This window comes from Scytonema millei VB511283, assembly GCF_000817735.3.
Classification (GTDB): Bacteria; Cyanobacteriota; Cyanobacteriia; order Cyanobacteriales; family Chroococcidiopsidaceae; genus Chroococcidiopsis; species Chroococcidiopsis millei_B.
In genome coordinates this window covers 132,832-151,165 of the sequence record NZ_JTJC03000001.1, presented here as the reverse complement: position 1 = coordinate 151,165, position 18,334 = coordinate 132,832, and the positions used below count along the sequence as shown (strand labels likewise).

The 18,334-nt window shown below is 44.0% G+C and carries 17 protein-coding genes; 7 read left to right on the top strand and 10 right to left on the bottom strand.

Translation table 11 applies throughout. The features are described 5' to 3' along the window. Positions 1-214 precede the first annotated feature (214 nt). The 4 genes from QH73_RS00640 (at position 215) to QH73_RS00625 (ending at position 4,118) form a co-directional block, all read left to right on the top strand. Positions 215-1,930 carry a dipeptide ABC transporter ATP-binding protein gene (locus QH73_RS00640; RefSeq protein ID WP_039714831.1) on the top strand — a complete coding sequence of 572 codons (1,716 nt, stop codon included), beginning with the start codon at positions 215-217 and terminating at the stop codon, positions 1,928-1,930. A 62-nt stretch (positions 1,931-1,992) separates the two neighbouring features. Beyond that, entirely contained in the window at positions 1,993-2,505 is a 513-nt protein-coding gene (locus QH73_RS00635; RefSeq protein ID WP_039714830.1) for a GNAT family N-acetyltransferase, read from the top strand. Between the two features lie 292 nt (positions 2,506-2,797). Beyond that, the gene (locus QH73_RS00630) at positions 2,798-3,853 is read left to right on the top strand and encodes a fatty acid desaturase (protein WP_039714829.1); all 1,056 of its coding nucleotides are present in this window, start codon (positions 2,798-2,800) and stop codon (positions 3,851-3,853) included. A 127-nt stretch (positions 3,854-3,980) separates the two neighbouring features. Continuing rightward, positions 3,981-4,118: a photosystem II reaction center protein K gene (locus QH73_RS00625; RefSeq protein WP_039714828.1), complete on the top strand. Its 138-nt coding sequence runs from the start codon at positions 3,981-3,983 to the stop codon at positions 4,116-4,118. 117 nt (positions 4,119-4,235) lie between these two features. On the opposite strand, the gene QH73_RS00620 is transcribed toward QH73_RS00625, so the two are convergent. Both QH73_RS00620 and QH73_RS00615 read right to left on the bottom strand, forming a co-directional pair. After that, the gene (locus QH73_RS00620) at positions 4,236-4,799 is read right to left on the bottom strand and encodes a glutathione S-transferase family protein (RefSeq protein ID WP_039714827.1); all 564 of its coding nucleotides are present in this window, start codon (positions 4,797-4,799) and stop codon (positions 4,236-4,238) included. 37 nt (positions 4,800-4,836) lie between these two features. Beyond that, a complete protein-coding gene (locus tag QH73_RS00615; RefSeq protein WP_039714826.1) occupies positions 4,837-5,301 on the bottom strand; it encodes a hypothetical protein in 465 nt (154 codons plus the stop codon). Between the two features lie 534 nt (positions 5,302-5,835). Here QH73_RS00615 and QH73_RS00610 point away from each other — a divergent pair. After that, positions 5,836-6,495, top strand: coding sequence for a tetratricopeptide repeat protein (locus QH73_RS00610; RefSeq protein ID WP_052289945.1), 660 nt, complete (start codon positions 5,836-5,838; stop codon positions 6,493-6,495). Between the two features lie 36 nt (positions 6,496-6,531). On the opposite strand, the gene QH73_RS00605 is transcribed toward QH73_RS00610, so the two are convergent. Both QH73_RS00605 and psaM read right to left on the bottom strand, forming a co-directional pair. Then, positions 6,532-6,918, bottom strand: a complete 387-nt coding sequence (locus tag QH73_RS00605) for a slr1601 family putative cell division protein (RefSeq protein ID WP_039714824.1) — start codon at positions 6,916-6,918, stop codon at positions 6,532-6,534. A gap of 477 nt (positions 6,919-7,395) precedes the next feature. Continuing rightward, on the bottom strand, positions 7,396-7,491 hold the full coding sequence (gene psaM, locus QH73_RS00600; protein ID WP_132866463.1) for a photosystem I reaction center subunit XII: 96 nt from the start codon (positions 7,489-7,491) through the stop codon (positions 7,396-7,398). A gap of 212 nt (positions 7,492-7,703) precedes the next feature. Between psaM and QH73_RS00595 the strand changes: the two genes are divergently transcribed. Further along, positions 7,704-9,056, top strand: coding sequence for an FGGY-family carbohydrate kinase (locus QH73_RS00595; RefSeq protein WP_039714823.1), 1,353 nt, complete (start codon positions 7,704-7,706; stop codon positions 9,054-9,056). Positions 9,057-9,221: 165 nt separating this feature from the next. Further along, a complete protein-coding gene (locus QH73_RS00590; protein ID WP_039714822.1) occupies positions 9,222-9,878 on the top strand; it encodes a DUF938 domain-containing protein in 657 nt (218 codons plus the stop codon). 168 nt (positions 9,879-10,046) lie between these two features. Here QH73_RS00590 and QH73_RS00585 read toward each other — a convergent pair whose 3' ends face one another. From QH73_RS00585 to QH73_RS00560, 6 genes are all read right to left on the bottom strand, one after another. Further along, positions 10,047-11,084 (bottom strand): glycosyltransferase family 2 protein, encoded by a 1,038-nt coding sequence (locus tag QH73_RS00585; protein ID WP_039714821.1) that lies wholly within the window; start codon positions 11,082-11,084, stop codon positions 10,047-10,049. Positions 11,085-11,103: 19 nt separating this feature from the next. After that, a complete protein-coding gene (locus QH73_RS00580; RefSeq protein ID WP_039714820.1) occupies positions 11,104-12,396 on the bottom strand; it encodes a glycosyltransferase in 1,293 nt (430 codons plus the stop codon). A 35-nt stretch (positions 12,397-12,431) separates the two neighbouring features. Beyond that, a complete protein-coding gene (locus QH73_RS00575; protein ID WP_039717289.1) occupies positions 12,432-13,724 on the bottom strand; it encodes a colanic acid biosynthesis glycosyltransferase WcaL in 1,293 nt (430 codons plus the stop codon). A gap of 62 nt (positions 13,725-13,786) precedes the next feature. Beyond that, positions 13,787-15,190, bottom strand: a complete 1,404-nt coding sequence (locus tag QH73_RS00570; RefSeq protein WP_052289944.1) for a histidine phosphatase family protein — start codon at positions 15,188-15,190, stop codon at positions 13,787-13,789. Continuing rightward, positions 15,174-17,027 (bottom strand): ABC transporter ATP-binding protein, encoded by a 1,854-nt coding sequence (locus tag QH73_RS00565; protein WP_039714819.1) that lies wholly within the window; start codon positions 17,025-17,027, stop codon positions 15,174-15,176. Before QH73_RS00565 ends, QH73_RS00570 begins: the two co-directional genes overlap by 17 nt. An 84-nt stretch (positions 17,028-17,111) precedes the next feature. Beyond that, positions 17,112-18,308 carry a glycosyltransferase family protein gene (locus tag QH73_RS00560; protein ID WP_039714818.1) on the bottom strand — a complete coding sequence of 399 codons (1,197 nt, stop codon included), beginning with the start codon at positions 18,306-18,308 and terminating at the stop codon, positions 17,112-17,114. Positions 18,309-18,334 lie beyond the last annotated feature (26 nt).

The window sequence follows — 18,334 nt, the reverse complement described above, 5'->3', positions numbered from 1 at the left end:
CTTCACGCGAGATCGATCGCCACGATGGGTAGAGAGCAGTGCTGATGGCTTAAATGTAGAGCAGTAAATAAACCAGTAAAACCACCACCGAGCCGGTGACTCCTGACCAGTTAATTCTCACCTACGACTTACCCATTACCCATGACCAATTCAAAATCCACCATCTAAAATTGATTCACCAATAACTGATAACTGATAACTGATAACTGATAATATGAGCCAAGCTCTACTTTGTATCGACAATCTCAAAGTTGCCTATCCACACCAAAAAGATTGGGAAAATCTGCAATGGGCTGTCAACGGCGTTTCTCTGACGCTGCAACGGGGCGAACGCCTGGGGCTGGTGGGGGAGTCAGGTTGCGGTAAATCGACTCTAGGGCGGGCTGTAATGCGCCTGTTACCAACCGCCAGCCGCGTGAATGGCAAAGTCATGTTTGAGGATAGATCGGTATTAGATTTCACGCCTACCCAGATGCGGCAATTTCGCGGGGAAGCAGTAGCACTGGTATTTCAAGATCCGATGACGCGCCTCGATCCGCTGATGACGATTGGCAAGCACTGCGTGGAAACTCTAAGGGCGCACCAACCCCAACTGTCAGAACGAGAACTAAGGGATAAAGCGATCGCCACTCTCGCCGCCGTGAAAATTCCCGAAAATCGCTGGCATCAATATCCACATGAATTTAGCGGTGGAATGCGCCAAAGGGTGGCGATCGCCCTAGCTTTGATGCTCGATCCCAAATTAATTATTGCCGACGAACCAACAACTAGTCTAGATGTAACCGTAGCGGCGCAAATCTTAAAAGAACTGATGCGCCTATGTCGCGAGCGGGACATGGCTTTGTTATTGATTTCTCACGATCTGGCACTGGTGGGAGAATACTGCGATCGCATTGGCGTAATGCACGACGGAGAATTAGTCGAAACTGGTTCCTCCCAAACAGTATTTCGGCAACCCCAACACGAATACACGCGATCGCTTTTGCAGGCGGCTTTGCATATTCATGGGGAGCAGGGAGCAGGGAGCAGGGAGCAGGGAGCAGGGGGACAAGGGGGACAAGGAAGCAATTCCAGCCACCAGCCACCAGCCACTCACCAACTACCAACTACCAATTACCAATTACCAATTCTCAAAATTACCGATCTCAAACAGTATTACAGCTTAGAAAGCAATTTTATTGAGCGGTTGTTTAAGGTTGAAGACCAGACAATTAAGGCTGTAGATGGCATAAATTTGGAACTTTTCCCTGGGGAAATTTTGGGATTAGTTGGAGAATCGGGTTGTGGTAAGAGTACTTTATCTAGAACAATATTGCAGTTAGCTCGTCCTACATCGGGAAAAGTAGAGTGGCAAGGCACGGATTTAACTACTTTGTCGCGACAAGAGCTACGCCTTTCTCGCCGACAGATGCAAATGATCTTTCAAGATCCCCATGCTTGTCTTAATCCAACAATGACAGTGGGACAGAATATTGCCGAGCCTTTGTTGATTCATCAAATAGCTAATCCTGCGGAAGCAAAAGAGCAGGTCATGGCAATGCTGAAGCGCGTCGGACTAACTCCACTAGAGAATTACTACAGCCGCTATCCTAGCGAACTATCTGGCGGACAACAGCAGCGAGTCGCGATCGCCCGTGCGTTGATTACTCGTCCGCGACTGATAATTTGTGACGAACCTGTCAGTATGCTTGATGCTAGCATCCAAGCTCAGGTACTCGATTTAATGCTGGAATTAAAGCGAGAGTTCGATCTAACTTATTTATTTATTACCCATGACTTATGGGTAGCTCGATTTTTATGCGATCGCATTGCTGTGATGAATAGCGGTCAGATTGTCGAAATCGATACGACTCAAGCTATCTTTAACAATCCTCAGCATCCTTATACCCAAACGCTATTGGCAGCTGCACCTTTATTAGGGAGTCGGTAGGGATGGGTTTGGAAACCCACCCGTACGGGAGTGGGAAACGCAAGCGTTGTGCGCCCAAGTAGATGAGGGGTGAAGAGGTGATGAGAACGATTCGCGATGCAGTGGTTGCCGATTTGTCAGAAATTGTCGCAATTTATAATGCTGCAATTCCCGACCGATTAGCAACAGCCGATCTAGAACCCGTATCTGTAGAAAGCCGCACGGGTTGGTTTTTTGCCCATTCTCCGACAGAGCGTCCGATTTGGGTATTAGAAATAGATGCAGCTATAGCTGGCTGGCTGAGTTTTCAATCTTTTTATGGACGACCAGCTTATAAAGCAACTGCCGAGGTGAGTATATATGTTGCTCCTAGCTATCGTCGCTGTGGCGTGGGACGACAATTGCTATCTTACGCGATCGAGCAAAGCCCCAGCTTGGAGTTAAAGACTCTATTAGGCTTCATTTTTGCCCATAACCAGCCCAGCATAGAACTATTTGATGCATTTGGCTTTCAGCGTTGGGGTTATTTACCCCAGGTCGCCAATCTTGACGGTGTAGAGCGCGATTTGGTCATAATGGGAAAGCAAATTCAGTGACTAGTTATCAGTTATCAGTTATCAGCGATTGATTAGTTCCGAATTCTTCTCACACCCTGTCAACCGTCAACTGTCAACCGTCAACCGTCAACCGTCAACTAATGACAAATGACCGCGCACCACTCATTTCTGACTTGCGAATGCGCGAATGCGCGACTTCATCTATATAAATGCCCCTTTTTCTAGGATACTTAAGGTTGATATAATTCCGAAGCAGTTCGATCGCAAAACTATCAGCACGCTATCAACTTCGTGGTGTGTTAGCAATTGGTATCGTTTCTTACAGGTGTTCATGACTACACTGATTCCACAGCCTCAACAACCAACTTATGGTTCCTTCAATACTGAAATACGTCTCAAAGATATCCTCAAAACCATACCTAAGGAGTGCTTTCAACGGGATCGCCTGCAAGCATGGTCGCAGGTATTCATTAATATTTTTATGGTTGTGGTGGGTTATGTAGGTTTAGCGATCGCGCCTTGGTATTTGTTACCCTTTGTTTGGATTTTTACCGGTACAGCGTTGACCGGTTTTTTTGTGATTGCCCACGATTGCGGACATCGTTCGTTTGCTAAACGTCGTTGGGTTAATGATTTAGTAGGTCATACGCTTCTATTACCGTTAATTTACCCTTTCCATAGCTGGCGCATCTTACACAATCACCACCACTTACACACTAATAAGATAGGTGAAGACAACGCATGGCAACCCTTTCAACCAGAGTTTTATGCTAGTTTAGGTTCCCTTGGACAATGGGGCTATCGACTGATGCGGGGTGAATTCTGGTGGATGGCTTCTACCTTGCATTGGGGAGCATTACACTTTAATTGGACTCGATTTGAAGGAAAACAGCGCGAACAGGTCAGATTTTCGGCAATGTTAGTCATTGTTTTTGCCGCGATCGCATTTCCGCTACTTTTTGCTACCACTGGTTTCTGGGGAGTCATCAAATTTTGGTTTATCCCTTGGTTGGTCTATCATTTTTGGATGAGTACTTTTACTCTGGTACACCATACAGCAGTAGATATTCCTTTCTATCATCCCCATGAATGGAATGCGGCGCGATCGCAGTTGTCAGGTACTATCCATTGCAATTATCCCCAATGGGTAGAATTTCTCTGCCACGACATTAGCGTCCATATTCCCCACCACATTTCGACTGCAATTCCTTCCTACAAACTGTGGCAAGCTTATCGCAGCTTACAGCAAAACTGGGGTGATTATTTACACCCAGAATCTAACTTTTCTTGGTCTCTAATGCAGGAAATTACGTCTCAGTGTCATATCTACGATCCTGACAATTGCTACCAGTCTTGTCGGGAATTTCGCTCGGGAAATAGAAAATAAGGACAAGGAAGAAGTCAGAAATGAGTGGTCACTGCTCGGGCGCTCCCTGCTCCCTGTTCCCTGACAACTGATTCATGTTAAGATGCATGTCAATTCTGAAAGCTGTGTTGAGAAGGAAAATTTAAGTATGGAAGCCGCATTATTGTTAGCAAAACTACCGGAAGCATATTCCATCCTAGATCCTCTAGTTGACGTTCTGCCCTTGATTCCTCTATTTTTCTTGCTGCTAGCTTTTGTTTGGCAAGCGGCTGTTGGCTTTAGATAAGCTAGGGCTAAACGCAGGGCTAACTCTTAATACGTGGAAGCAGGGTAGGCATTGCCTACCCTGCTATTTTTTGTGCCAACAAATTTTGATGAAATAAACTTTGCAGGCTACTTTTCTTCACCCGCCACGGCGAGAACCCATTGACTTTTGAAATGCCGGACGTTCGGCGAGTCTTTTGGCATAGCTAACAACTGCTGGGTATTCACTCAGATCTAGCTTTAGCATGATGGGAATGTAACTTAAGATAGAGCCGACTGCGACATCAGCTACACTAAACTGTTGACCGAGCAAATAAGATTGCTGCTCCAGAATTCGATCTAGGGTAGTCATCAGACGCGGCATTTCACGATCGCGGTTTGCTTCAACAAAAATTCCTGGTCCTAGTGTGGCATTAGCAAATAAAATCCATTGGCTCAGCTGAGCGCGTTCTTCTATAGACAGCTCAGCTTTTTCATATTTGTCGGCAAGATACGCCAGAATTGCACCAGATTCCCACAGTCGAACATCTCCGTCTACAATTGCTGGAACTTTACCAAAGGGATTGATAGCAAGATATTCTGGCTGGAGATGCTCTCCTGCTTTCATATCCAGCATCACAAATTCGTAGGAAACTTCTAGTTCTTCCAGATACCATTGAACGATCGCGGCACGGCTAAAAGCACCACCATAAAGCTTGAGCATGTTGGAAAGATTAAAATACTGTTACAAAACTCGACAATCACAGAACTTGATGGGTGTAGGCGTGCTGCTTCACGTTATCGTCTTTACTAACAACTCGTTTCGTGTTTAGCACGCGCTTGCGTTCTGTGGAATAATTAAAATCTTCGCGAGTTGTGCCGAGAGGAATGAGAGACTGGGCAACAGTACGGCTCTTGAAAGTACGAGCAGCAGCGATCGCCCGTTGTCCGAAGTCGTCGCTAAATTGGGCTGAAGTGGGAAAATCAGCAGGTATCTGTAATTTATCCCCAGCTAAAACCGTTCCCAGGGTTGTAGCGCTTACCAGTTTGTAAGATGTGGGAATACCTTTAGCGATCGCTTCTAAAGCAGCAGAAGGGATTGGCTCGATAATTTCCAGTTCGCGCACTTCTCCATCTTCCTTCACAAAGCAAGTAGCTAACCCGATCGCAACGTAGTCTTCTGGGGATAGCTCGGGCGCGTTGGCATACACAGTAGCAGTAGTCATAACAAAATTCTCTCAAAAATTCAAACACAGCAGTCACCGTGCTTGCATTTTATCAACTTGTCGAACGTATTGAAGAAAAGGGAGTAGGGAGCACGGAGCAGGGAAAAGAGAGCTGAGGGAGCTGAGGAAGCTGAGGGAGCTGAGGGAGCAACTCAAAATTCAAAATTCAAAATTCAAAACTTCCCTACACCCCACACCCTACACCCCACACCCCACACCCCTTTTTTCACTGATAACTGATATCTAATTCCTAAATCTTCTGGAATTTATCTGCGGAAAGATGAATGATCCAGTATGAAGTGAGAATCATAGAGTGTGAGCATCGACTTGGGCGCTACTAATTCCTGACATAACAAAATCTAGGCGAAGACACCTAAGTAAGTGCCACAAAGATACACCAGATAGAGTCTAGATAATTATAAGTTTATTTTATAGAGCTTGTGGCTCAACAGCCCAGCAACCATCATGAGAAGCCAATCGTTAGAAGCAGAAAAAAAGAATCGGAAATGCCGTCATCAACGTAATAGTAGTGGGATGGCGGCTAATCAGTCGCCAATAGCCTCCAAAAACGGTAAACGGCAACCAGAACTAGCCTTGTCCGATACATACTTACGTGCATGTGCTGCGGAGAAGTCACAGCAGGGAAAATATGCCGAGGCGATCGCCCTGTTAAGCCAACTGCTTTATCGTTGCCCTGGAAATGCGATCGACTACAACAATCGGGGATTAGTATACTTTCAGGCTGGTCAATTCCAAGAGGCGATCGCTGACTACGATCGCGCGCTAGAACTGAATCCGAATTTAGCAAAAGCTTATAACAATCGGGCTAACTACCACGCCGCCTGTGGAAATTTCCTCGCTGCCTTGGCTGACTACGATCGCGCCTTAGATCTAAATCCCAGCTACGTGCGGGCGTTACTCAATCGAGGCATCACTCTACGCGATTTGGAACGCTACGAAGAGGCAATTGAAAGTTTCGACTTGGCACTGTTACTAGGACAGCTAGAAGGACGTATTTATGCCGAACGCGGTCGGACTTATCATTTATGGGGTGATTGGAACTGCTGCATATCTGATTATCGCCGTGCTTTAGAGCTTTTACCACAGCACAACAGCTCCAATACCGATTCCGCTCTCCGTTTACACGCTCAGGTGGAAACTTGGTTAAACCAATTATTAACGATTGACAATTAGCGATGATGCTGGCGGCTAATTGCCGATCGCTAATTGTTATCTAGATTTGTCGAGAAAGTAGACTTGGCGCTGTCCTGGCTCGATTAAATTATTTTGCTCTTTCATCAAAGAATAGCTTTGACGGGGATCGAAGTAGCGGTTGAGGTCTTGACGCAAATGACCGACGCGCTGTTCTATCTGCTTGACTTCGGTATTAATTGCTTTCGATTTTTGCTGCTGCGACCAAAGATAAGGTGCTAACTGCACCAAACTATACAGCGTTATGGCAGAAATAGCACAGTTAGCAAATAGTTTTGCAGTGTTTTCTAAAACTAACGTGCGATTGGGATGACGCTGCTGGCGCTGTACGGTCTTTCTACGGCGATCCTGGCGGCGAGTCTTTTGCGGCTGTAGAGGTGGTCTAGACGGTTGAATGGCGTTCATAATTGCTCAAAAGGGGCGATTAAACAACTAGTCTTATACAGTTTGTGGATTGGGCTTTTTGTTTACTCTGATACAAAGTTTACTCTGATGCAAAGAATCCCCAAAACCTTACTCTCACTCTGCTCTAGCTCCCAACCGTAGTTTTACGCAAACGAAACCAAAACTGTTTACCATCGCACAATTAAGACTAGTGAATATACGGTAAATCAACAGGGAGGACTCTCGGAGGTCAGCAGCCGATCGTTGTAGAGCAACTGGCGATCGCGAAACGGGGTTTTGCTAGTTGGTAGATGTTGTGCAATCGAAGCTCGATTCAAACTGATTTAAATGATTTGAGATTGGGTTTTGAGTCGAGGAGCAATCCCCTGACTCAAAACTCAACTTGGAAGCAGTTTAACTATGAGTGTTTGTTCAGGCAACAAACAAACCAGTAGCCTTTGCCTCACAATGTCATAGTTAACAAATGTACCTAAATTTCTACTTATACAGTTCGGTAGCTAGCCGAAAAGCTAGTAGACCAGGTAGTAACGCTACTACTAGAGCAACGTAAACTTGAGTATCTGATATATTCATTAAAAAGCCTCCTAGTCACAAAGTATTCTTACCAGATAGTTTCATAATTTCAAATGAATTCCCTCATCAGGGGAATAGCTTGTTACAACTCTTAGTAAATAGGGCGTGGGGTGTGGGGTGTAGTGAGTGGCTGGTGGCGCGTGGTTTTTCTCCCTCAGCTCCCTCAGCCCCCTCAGCTCCCTCAGCTCTCTTCCCCTACTCCCTAACAACTGATGATTTCTCTGGGAATCGATTTTGGGACTTCTGGCGCTAGAGCCGTGGCAATCGATGCCACAGGCGAGACTCTGGCAGAAGCCAAGCATATTTTTACAGGGGCAGAATTAGCAACTGCACCCGCTCAATGGCAGACGGGATTGTTTTGCTTACTAGAGCAACTGCCATTAGAACTACGGCAGAAAATAGAGGCGATCGCGATTGATGGGACTTCTTCCACTGTCCTACTGTGTGACGCGACAGGCAATCCAATCGTTGCACCACTACTTTATAACGACGATCGCGGCATTGCCGTCATGGAAGAGTTACGCGCGATCGCTCCTCCCCATCACGTTGCGATCGGCGCTACGTCCAGTTTGGCAAAGTTGTTGTGGTGGCAGAAGAAAGCTGAGGGAGCTGAGGAGGCTGAGGAAGAAAAACCACGCGCCACTAACCACCAGCCACTAGCCACTAGCCACTCTCCCGACTCCCGACTCCCGACTCCCTCACAAGAGGAAATATATTTCCTACACCAAGCCGACTGGCTCAGTTTTCTATTACACGGACAGCTAGGAGTGAGTGACTATCATAACGCTCTAAAGTTGGGATATGACGTGGAACAGTTATGTTATCCTGACTGGTTGTTGAAATTGTTGTTGAAATTGCCTGCACTGCCAAATTTGCCCCAGATACTCGCTCCTGGCACGCCTGTAGGAGAGGTGACGGCAGAGGTGCGATCGCGGTTTGGGTTGCCGCAAGGCTGTGTGGTACGTGCTGGGACGACAGATAGTATTGCTGCGTTTCTAGCTAGTGGAGCCAACTCCCCTGGAGAAGCAGTGACATCGTTGGGTTCGACTTTGGTACTCAAATTACTCAGTCAGACGCGGGTGGAAGATGCCCAATCTGGAATTTACAGCCATCGACTCGGCGATTTGTGGTTGACTGGTGGGGCTTCCAATACTGGTGGAGCTGTGTTACGGCACTTTTTTACAGATGCAGAGTTAGAAACGCTGAGCGGTCAGATCGATCCCGATCGCGAAAGTCTTCTAGATTACTATCCTTTACTCAAAGCAGGCGATCGCTTTCCGATTAACGATCCTCATTTGCCACCGCGACTAGAACCCCGTCCAGAAAATCCGGTTGAGTTTCTACACGGATTATTGGAGAGTATGGCACGGATCGAAGCACGGGGATATCAATTATTGCAGCAGCTCGGAGCAACTCCCTTGAGATGCGTCTACACGGCTGGAGGCGGAGCGAAAAATGCTGTTTGGAGTCAAATTCGAGCTAGACATTTAGGCGTGCCTGTGGCGCAGTCAGCGCACGCAGAGGCAGCTTATGGTACGGCACTGTTGGCACAGATTTCATGTTGAAATAATTAAAATTAGCTATGAGGAGTTATGCAGATGAGATCCCCCAACCCCCTTAAAAAGGGGGCATTTTTCCCCTCCTTTTTAAGGGGGGCTAGGGGGGATCGAGATCTCTGGTTACAAGTTCGTAACTCCTGAACTACACTAGCTGTTGCCCCCATAACCTGCATGAACAATTCAAGTAGCCGACGACAGTACGCTCCTGCTACTCAACGCAACCGCAAGCCGATTCTAGAAGTGCTGCTGCAAGTTTTGCCTTCTACAGGGACGGTGTTAGAGGTTTCCAGTGGTACGGGAGAACATGCAGTTTATTTTGCCCCTCACCTTCACCCGCGCAACTGGATTCCATCCGATCCAAATCCATTAGCACGAGAGAGTATTGCAGCTTGGCGAGAATCTTGTCCGACAAATAATTTATGTCCACCACTGGCGTTAGATGCTAGCGATCCGGTTTGGGTGGTAGAAGGGGACAAATTGCCAGAATCTTTACATGGTATAGATTTCCAGCGCGATCCAATTGTCGCGATCGCCAACATTAACATGATTCATATTGCCCCTTGGTCGGCTTGTCTGGGATTGATGGCAGGAGCAAGGCGAATTTTGCCACCAGGGGGTATTTTGTACTTGTACGGACCCTTCAAACAGGCGGGTCAGCATACTGCACCTAGCAATGCTGCTTTTGATGAAAGTTTACAAGCACAAAATCCAGAATGGGGCGTGCGCGACCTAGATGATGTTGTCGCAGTTGCACGCAGCGAAAATCTTTCCTTAATTAAAACTTATGCCATGCCAGCCAATAATCTTTCAGTTATTTTTCAGGTGTGAAGATTCAGGTGTGAAGATTCGGGAGTCGGGAGTCGGGAGTCGGGAGTCGGGAGTCGGGAGTCGGGGGAAGAGAACAGAGGAGCATTAACCGTCTTCACGGCATGTAGCGGAGCGCGTCAACTGTCAACCGTCAACTACCAACTATCAACTACCCATTACCAATTTTATTCACGCTTTAGCCAACTCTGGTGGTACAGTTGCTTTCTGAATTGGTGGTAGTTCCAGTTTACGTTGTGGCAGCATTTTGGCATAGCGATCGCTCAGATAGCGGTTGAATTTTCGGTCGAGTTTTTTCATGGTTCTCTTCAACGGCTTATTCTCAAACCCAAAACTTACCTGACGCACGAAGGGTTTAATAATTGTGGCAATGCGTCTGACCCCCAATTTTTTATACTTGGTTTGGAAATAACCGTCTTCCGATAAATTCCACTTTTCGCGCAGGCGTTGTAAGCTGCCTAAAGTCCAAGCGTCACTCCAACGCAGCATATAAAAATGCAGATCCGTCCATTCTAGAGGTGGACCCGGTACGTAGGTGACTAAACTCTCTGGCTCAAAATAGACCGTACCTCCCACTTGCGCTACAGTCATGCAAAAGTCAAGGTGTTCTTTGGTGTTGAGCATAGCTTCATCAAGATAGCCAATGCGATCGAAGATTTCTCGGCGGACTAAAGTGCAATGAAATTCTGCTAATTCAGTTTGAGTTCGTTTCAATTGAGGACGCAATTCTACCGCGTTATGTCCTTGTTTGTACATTTTTTCGCGTAGATGTCGTCTACCTTTCACATCAGTGACAACACGACTTTCTCCACCAGCAAAGTGAACTCTTTGGTGGATAGGTTGCTTTTCACACATTAAAGGACCAACCACAGTTGCTCCTGTTTCTTCAGCACAATTAACTAAAGCGGTTAACCAGCCTGGAGAAACTATGACATCGTTATCAACAAAGACTAAATATTTAGTATCGACCCGACTCAAACCGATGTTGCGTGCGTGGTTGGGAGAAAGATAGTAATTCGTCCGAATAATTTCAAATTGCTTCTCTTGGGCTTGAGTTTCTAAATATCGTCGTACTTTTGCTGGAGAATTGCCATCAACATAAATTAACTTGAAGGGAAAATCAGTGTGTGCGTAAATGCTTTCTAGAGATGCTTGAGTACAGCTAAAACGCTCGCGAGGTACAACAACGATTGTCACTATAGGTTTCATTACAATCTATTCCTCCATTCTAACGATTTGTCGTGATTACCAAACTACGTTTCTTTACGGTTTTTTGAGGTGATTTTGAATCTAATACCTGTTGATAAATTTCAATTAATTCATCGTTTAACTTGTCCATATCATATTTTGCTTCTACTTGCGCTCGACCAGATAAACCGATTTGTTGCCAAAGTTCTGGATGTTTGATTAGGTAGTTTAATTTTTGCGCGATCGCCTCAACATCTCGTTCTGGAACTAAAAACCCAGATACGCCATCTTCTACTAGTTCGGGAATGCCACCGTGGAAAGTACTAATAACAGGTAATCCCATCGCCATTGCTTCTTTTAAAGTATTGACTGGTGCATCTTGATTACCATCAGCTCCAGTGACGCTAGGAGCCATAAAAATATGACAAGTATCGAGAACTTCAACAATTTCTTTTTGTTGTTTCCAGCCTAATAATTTGATAAACCGATCGGCATTCAACCCAGCAATTAATTGCTCTAAATCTGTTTTTAACTCTCCATCGCCAATAATGTAGTATTCAACATTTGGGTGAGTTTGAGCAACTTTGGCAACTGCGGCGATCGCATACTCAATTCCTTTCTTTTCTACCAAACGTCCAGTCGTCGCAATTTTCACTTTGCCATCAGCAGGACAAAATCGAGGTTTGTAAGCAAACTTACTACAATCAATTCCCGAACCGTGGACGTGGATCTTGTTTGAATCGCATCCTAAGGCAACTGCTTTGTTTTTAAAAAACTCACAGTTTGCTAAGAAAAAATCTGTTTCTTGAAAGACTTCTTGATAAATGCGATCGCCCCACTTGGGTAAGAATTTACTAATATCTGCGCCTCGAAAAGTAGAGATTAATTTTCCTTCAATTAATCCAAGTTGACGAAACCACACGCCAAACACTCCCAAAGTGCTAAATTGACAGTGAATAATGTCGTACGTTTTCTTATTTAAGAATGGCATAGCTCGATAAAGTAGTTTCAGCGATTTTGCTTGACTCAAGTATCGAGAAGTATTCAATAATTGCAAACAGACCGCAGGATTTTTGTAGAAATTAACTGCAAGTAAACTTAAACCTTTCAGCCAACGCCATAGCTCGTTATCCGGTCGATTGGGTGCGTAAAAAGTTCGTTCTAATAGTTGATATTGTTCGACTAAAGGATGCACTTTAGATAGATCTTTGGGAGCGCCATCTAGGGAATAAATATCAACTTCATGACCGCGCTCAATCGCACCAACAATTTGATTCAGAATAAATGGCTCTGATAGAACGGGAAATCGAGCAACAAAAAATGCAATTTTCATATTGAGTAAAAGTTTTATTTTGTAAAAATCTCGCTCTAAACATGCATTAGTTTTTGAAGGTTCTGGATTGAAGTTTTTCGATTTAATTTTTCATTTAACATTTGCTCGTAGATTGCTACTAACTCATCGTTCAATTTGTTCATATCGTATTTCGCTTCTACTTGCTCTCGACCAGCTTTTCCCATGCTTTGCCAAACTTCAGGATGTTCGATTAGAAATTCGAGTTTTGTAGCGATCGCATCAGCATCGCGCTCTGGAACTAAGAATCCAGATATGCCATTTTGAACTAATTCTGGAATGCCACCATGTCTAGTACTAATAACAGGTAATCCCATTGCCATTGCTTCTTTTAAAGTATTAACTGGTGCATCTTGATTGCCATCGGATGCCGTGACGCTAGGAGCCATAAAAATATGACAATCATTGAGAATTTCGATAATTTCTTTTTGCTGCTTCCAACCGAGTAATTTAACAACATGACCGACATTTAATTCGGTAATCAATTGCTCGAAGTAGGCTTTTAAGTCACCGTCACCAATAATATTGTATTCAAGATTTGAGTAGGTCTTGACTAACTTAGCAATGGCACGAATACCGTATTCTATTCCTTTCTTTTCTACTAAGCGTCCTGTTGTGACAATTTTGATTTTTCCGTTAGTGGGAAAATGACGTGGCTTAAAAGTAAATTTACTACAATCCAACCCTGAACCATGAACGACAATTCTTGTTGGATCGCAGCCTAAACTTATCGCGCGATCGCGGAAAAATTCGCAATTTGCTAAGAAAAACTCACCTTCCCTAAAAAGTTGGTCGTAGACAGTAATACCATTTTCTTGAACGTATTTACTAATATCAATACCGCGAAATGTAGTGATTAGCTTACCTTGAAGAATGTTAGCATCGCGATAAGCCAGAGCAATTGGCGCTAGCGTACCGAATTGACAATGAATGATGTCATACGAACCATTTTGAAGTAGCGCTATAGTTCTATAAAAAGATTTTAAAGTCGCAACTTCTGCATCATATTTACCAGGTTGAAAAAATTGTAATGTTTTCCAAGAACCTCGATTCAAATTTTTCAGAAATAAACCTAATCCTTTAATCAGACGAGGAAAAAACTTTTCTGGTACTGTTGGCGGAAAATAAGTACGTTTCATTAACTGATATTCTTCAACCACGGGGTGTATCTTACCCGTATAGTTTTTAGGCAATCCATTAACTGGATGGATGCGGACATCATGACCGCGATCGATCAAACCAGTAATTTGATTCAGAATAAAGGCTTCTGATAAAACTGGAAAGCGCCAGACAATAAATGCGATTTTCATGGTTTTTTCCATTAGTTATTGGTCGTCGATCATTAGTTGTTTGTGAGTTGTTTATTCCTCGATTAAAAAGTTATTGTGTTGGACATTGACCACCCTAAATCTGATTTATGAATCAAGTCATTTTGATTAGTTAAAATATTCATTGCCTGTAAAATTAGTGGATGGCGATCGCCTGGATATTGCAAACAACTTATCGTTCCTTTTTTAACTAATATTCGTTCAGAACTATTTGAATTTGTACCGAAAATATGACCGATTAAACGAGCGATCGCATCTTCACTTGCCATAACTAAACCAGTCGTCAATTGCTCGGAACTAGTCTTACTTCTTTTACTAATGACTGTTTGCCAAGCTTCAGGAATATCTTCTCGCAATACCTCAAACTGTACCGTTTCTGGATGGTGTTGCAGAATTTGTTGCACCGTAATGTGGTAGGAGTCAAGTATGCTATTGAGGCTAAAGTCGATTCGCACTTGTTTAAGAAACTTAGCTATGCTTTGAGTTTGTACTGCATTTGTCCCAGAAGGTACGAGCAACAGCCGTAAACCTTTACCCCCTTCTTGAGGCTTGGGTAAGTGTTCTCCTACATGAGTATTTAAATTCATTGCTTCCAATTGCCCTGACTCCAGAAAACCGTCAGGAAAATTTAGAACGCTGATGCCGCAGTTAGACTGCTGAATGCAATGATAGCGATCGGGTTTAATTCCCAAAGCCGTGCTTATCAAGGCGCGGTTGGTTCCGCCATGAGTCACGAGTAAAACGGTTTGTCCCCTGTGGCGCGGTAATATTTCTTGCCAAAACTCTCGCACCCTTTGATATAAATCGAGAGCGGGAAAGAATTTTTGGGGTTGACAGTTGATGGTTGACAGTTGACGGTTGACGGTTGACGCTACACTGCGTGAAGACGGTTGACAGTTGACGGTTGACGGGGTGTAGGGTGTGGGGTGTGGGGTGTAGTGGGGAGAATTCGGAATGAATTTTGAATTTTGAATTTTGAATTTTGAATTTTGAGTTGCTTCCCCAACTTCCCCAGCTCTCTTCTCCCTTTGTCTGCCTACTGTCTCACCGACAGCACGTAACTCCATCTCGAATAAATGGGGGTGTTGCTTCCAAAGGCGATATTCCTGGGCGAAGTTTTCGCGCACGTATTGAAATGACAATCCTTGCCATGCCGGGAGATCGGTTTCGCGTAACTTGTCTGTCACCCTTATTTGGATATGGGGGGAGATGACTCTCACAATCTCTTTGGCAGTTTCCTGCACCCGTTTTAAAGAACTGGAGTAGATAGCATCAAATACTACTCCTTTGAGAAAATCGCCAGTTAAACGCGCGTCGCTACGCCCTACTTCAGTTAATACTGACTCATCGCTGCTACCTTGGTAGAGACCGAGGGCATTGTAAGTACTCTGCCCGTGGCGTACTAAAATAACGCGGGTTGCTCGATTTTCCTCATGCTTCGATCGCATAAGTATCTCCTGTTTGCTCGCTATCAATAATGCTTTGCATCTGGTACAAGGTGGCATAATGTCCGCCCAGACGCATCAGTTCGCTATGCGTCCCCTGTTCTAAAATGCTGCCTCCCTCAACATAGAGGATGATATCTGCGTGTTGCACTGCTCTGAGATTGTGGGAGATTGTAAATGTCGTCCGCTCCTCAGTAAGTTTTTCTAAGGCTGCGTTGACAATTTGTTCGCTAGCACTGTCTAATCCCGTAGTCGGTTCGTCCAGAATCACAATCGGTGCTTGACGGATCGCCGCCCGGGCGATCGCAATTCTTTGTCTTTGTCCGCCCGATAGCGTTCCACCCCGTTCGCCCAAAACTGTATCGTAGCCTTGAGGCAGTTGCATGATGAATTCATGAGCATTAGCAAGACGGGCGGCTTGCTCTACTTCTTTGCGAGAAGATCCTAGTTTCCCGTAAGCAATATTTTCTTGTACGCTAACTGCAAACAAAACGCTATCTTGCAAAACTACGCTAATTTGCTGCCGCAGGGAATCTAGGGTGTATTCGCGTAAATCTTGACTGTCAATTAAAATTCGACCGGAATCAGGGTCATACAGGCGGAGAATTAAACTCAAAAGAGTCGATTTACCGCTTCCAGAAGGACCCACCACCGCTACTTGTTGCCCTGGCTGAACGGCAAAGCTAACATTTTTTAAGATTTCCTTACCTGTACTGTAGCCAAAAGAGACATTTTCAAACCGGATTGCCCCAAAGAAAGGATGTGCTTTTTTTGCCCCTGGTAAGTCACGCACGTTGGGTTCGTAGTCCAATAACTCCACCACCCTTTCACCAGAAGCCGTCGCTTTAGCAATCTGCCCGACTTGAGTGGAAAGTTTTCGCATCGGTTCAAAAGCATTTTTTAAATAAGTCATAAATACTAATAATTCGCCAGGAGTAAGTCCCTTGTGTAGAACTACATGGGAGCCGCGCCACAAAACTGCGGCGATAATGACTGCCATCAGGACTTGTACCGTTCTTTCTAATGCTGCTGAAAGTTTTAAAGATTCGATCGCCTCATCTAAACTTTTTTGGTTTTGCGCTGCGAAAATGCTATGTAGCATCTCCTGCAAAGAAAGGACTTGTACGACTTTAATCGCGCCAATAGTTTCACCCGTTGTCGCTGCTAAAACACCTTCAGAATCGCGATGTTGTTTGGCAAAACTACGAATGCGACCGATTGTTTTACTCGTAAGTAGAGTTAGGAGTGGAAATATTGCTGTTGCAACTAATGCTAATTCCCAGTTCAGCCAATACATAATTGCCAACATTCCTAGTAGAGAAATAATGTTGGTCAATAAAGGTAGAGCAGTTTTGATCGTCACCAACCGCATCTTTTCAATATCAGCCGTGACGCGAGTAATTAAGTCGCCGCTTTTATGTTGTTGGTGAAAGGAAAGAGAGAGACGCTGCAAGCGATCGAACACTTGACCGCGTACCTCAGATAATACCTCTACAACAGCCAAAGACATACCATAAGTACTCAAATATGCTGCCATGCTACCCAGTCCAGTAATGCCAACTATTGCTAGGGCTGATAAAGTCAGCAGCATAACTGAATTAAGTCCAAAGATATTAGGGATATTAGGAGAGTTATTGTGAGCGGGAATTAGAATATTATCAAAAACATACTTTAGAGGCCAAGGTTCTAGTAATCGTAAACCTGTTTCTATTAACAAAGCGAAAAAAGCGCCAATAATTGTCAGTCTTTGCTTGCGGATATAGGGAGAAAACTTTCTCAGAATTCTTACAAGACCTGGTATTACTCCTCTTAAATCTTTTTCTTTGGGGCGCTGACCCATTTAGTAGTTCTCCTTTAATTAATGGTGTGTGGTACGTGGTGCGTGTGAAGAAAGCGATCGGTAGGTTAAATTAGTCAAAGATAGTCAAACAAGGCTTAAAACCGCAGTCTGAGAATTGAGAAAGCTTTTTAAGAAATTAGCCGTGTTTTCAGCTCCTTGAAGATCGAACATTTCTGAATTATTTAATGTGTTTTTATATAAGCAATTGACAATTTTTTCAGATAAATTTAGGGGCGACAAGTCTTGAGGATGAATGCTATCGATCAGCCCTAAATTTTCTAACTTTTGCGTTCTGTGTAACTGTTCTTTATCCACCTGTTCGTGACCAATAGGAATTACAATGGCACGGACTCCCGTACTCAGAATATTCATTGTGGTATTGTAACCGCCCAAACTAATAGAAATATCTGCCGTCTGCATGTATTCAAGTAGTTTTGGGGTATAAGTTTCAATTTGAATATTGTCGCGATCGCTAGCCAATTTTCTGAGGTGTGCCACCTTTTCTGCTGGCATAAACGAGCCAGTAAATATCTTGATTACATGAGGTAAGCTTTGGCTCAATATCGCACTCGATCTAATCAGTGTTTCTAGTACTTCATGACCGATTCTGCCACCACCTATACTTGCTACAATTTTGACAGTATCTAAACCAGCTTCATTCCACAATTCATCAAAAGGTGTAAAGGTGATTTTTGGTAGTTGTGTTACAAATCCTGTATGGACAATTTCAGCTTTAATTTCTTTATGTCTAGCAAAACTATCCGAAAAAGTTTGAAAGCGAGAATCGGCATGAAACAGGAGCAAATCGAAATACCGATTCATGAGATCGCAAATTGTTTTCTCTTCTTCAGGAGCGCTTTCTTTTCCGATAACGTCACGCAAGCTAGAAACAATTTTGGTTTTAGGACTTGTCGCTTTTAGATATTCGACTAAGGGAATTAGCTCGAAGAGTAGCTTGTGTCTACCAAAAGGAAAAAATTCTGTAATTAAACAGTCAGGTTTGATGCGATCGCATTCTGTAATTAAGATCTTTTTCCTAGCTTCTTTCACTTCCTCAACGGTAAATGGACTATCCCCAACTGTAAATTTTCCCTCTTCTAGCCATATTGCAGGTAGTCGAATAACTTCTACTTGTGTTGGTAGTTCAAAACCTTGAATTTGAGGACCACCAACAATAAAATAAACTTGAAAATATTTTGCTAAGTTTTGCACAATTTCTGAGCTGCGAACTAAATGTCCCATACCACTCAAATATTGACAGTAAAACATAATTTTTTTCATGACTAGCTCACTTATAATTCTTAAAA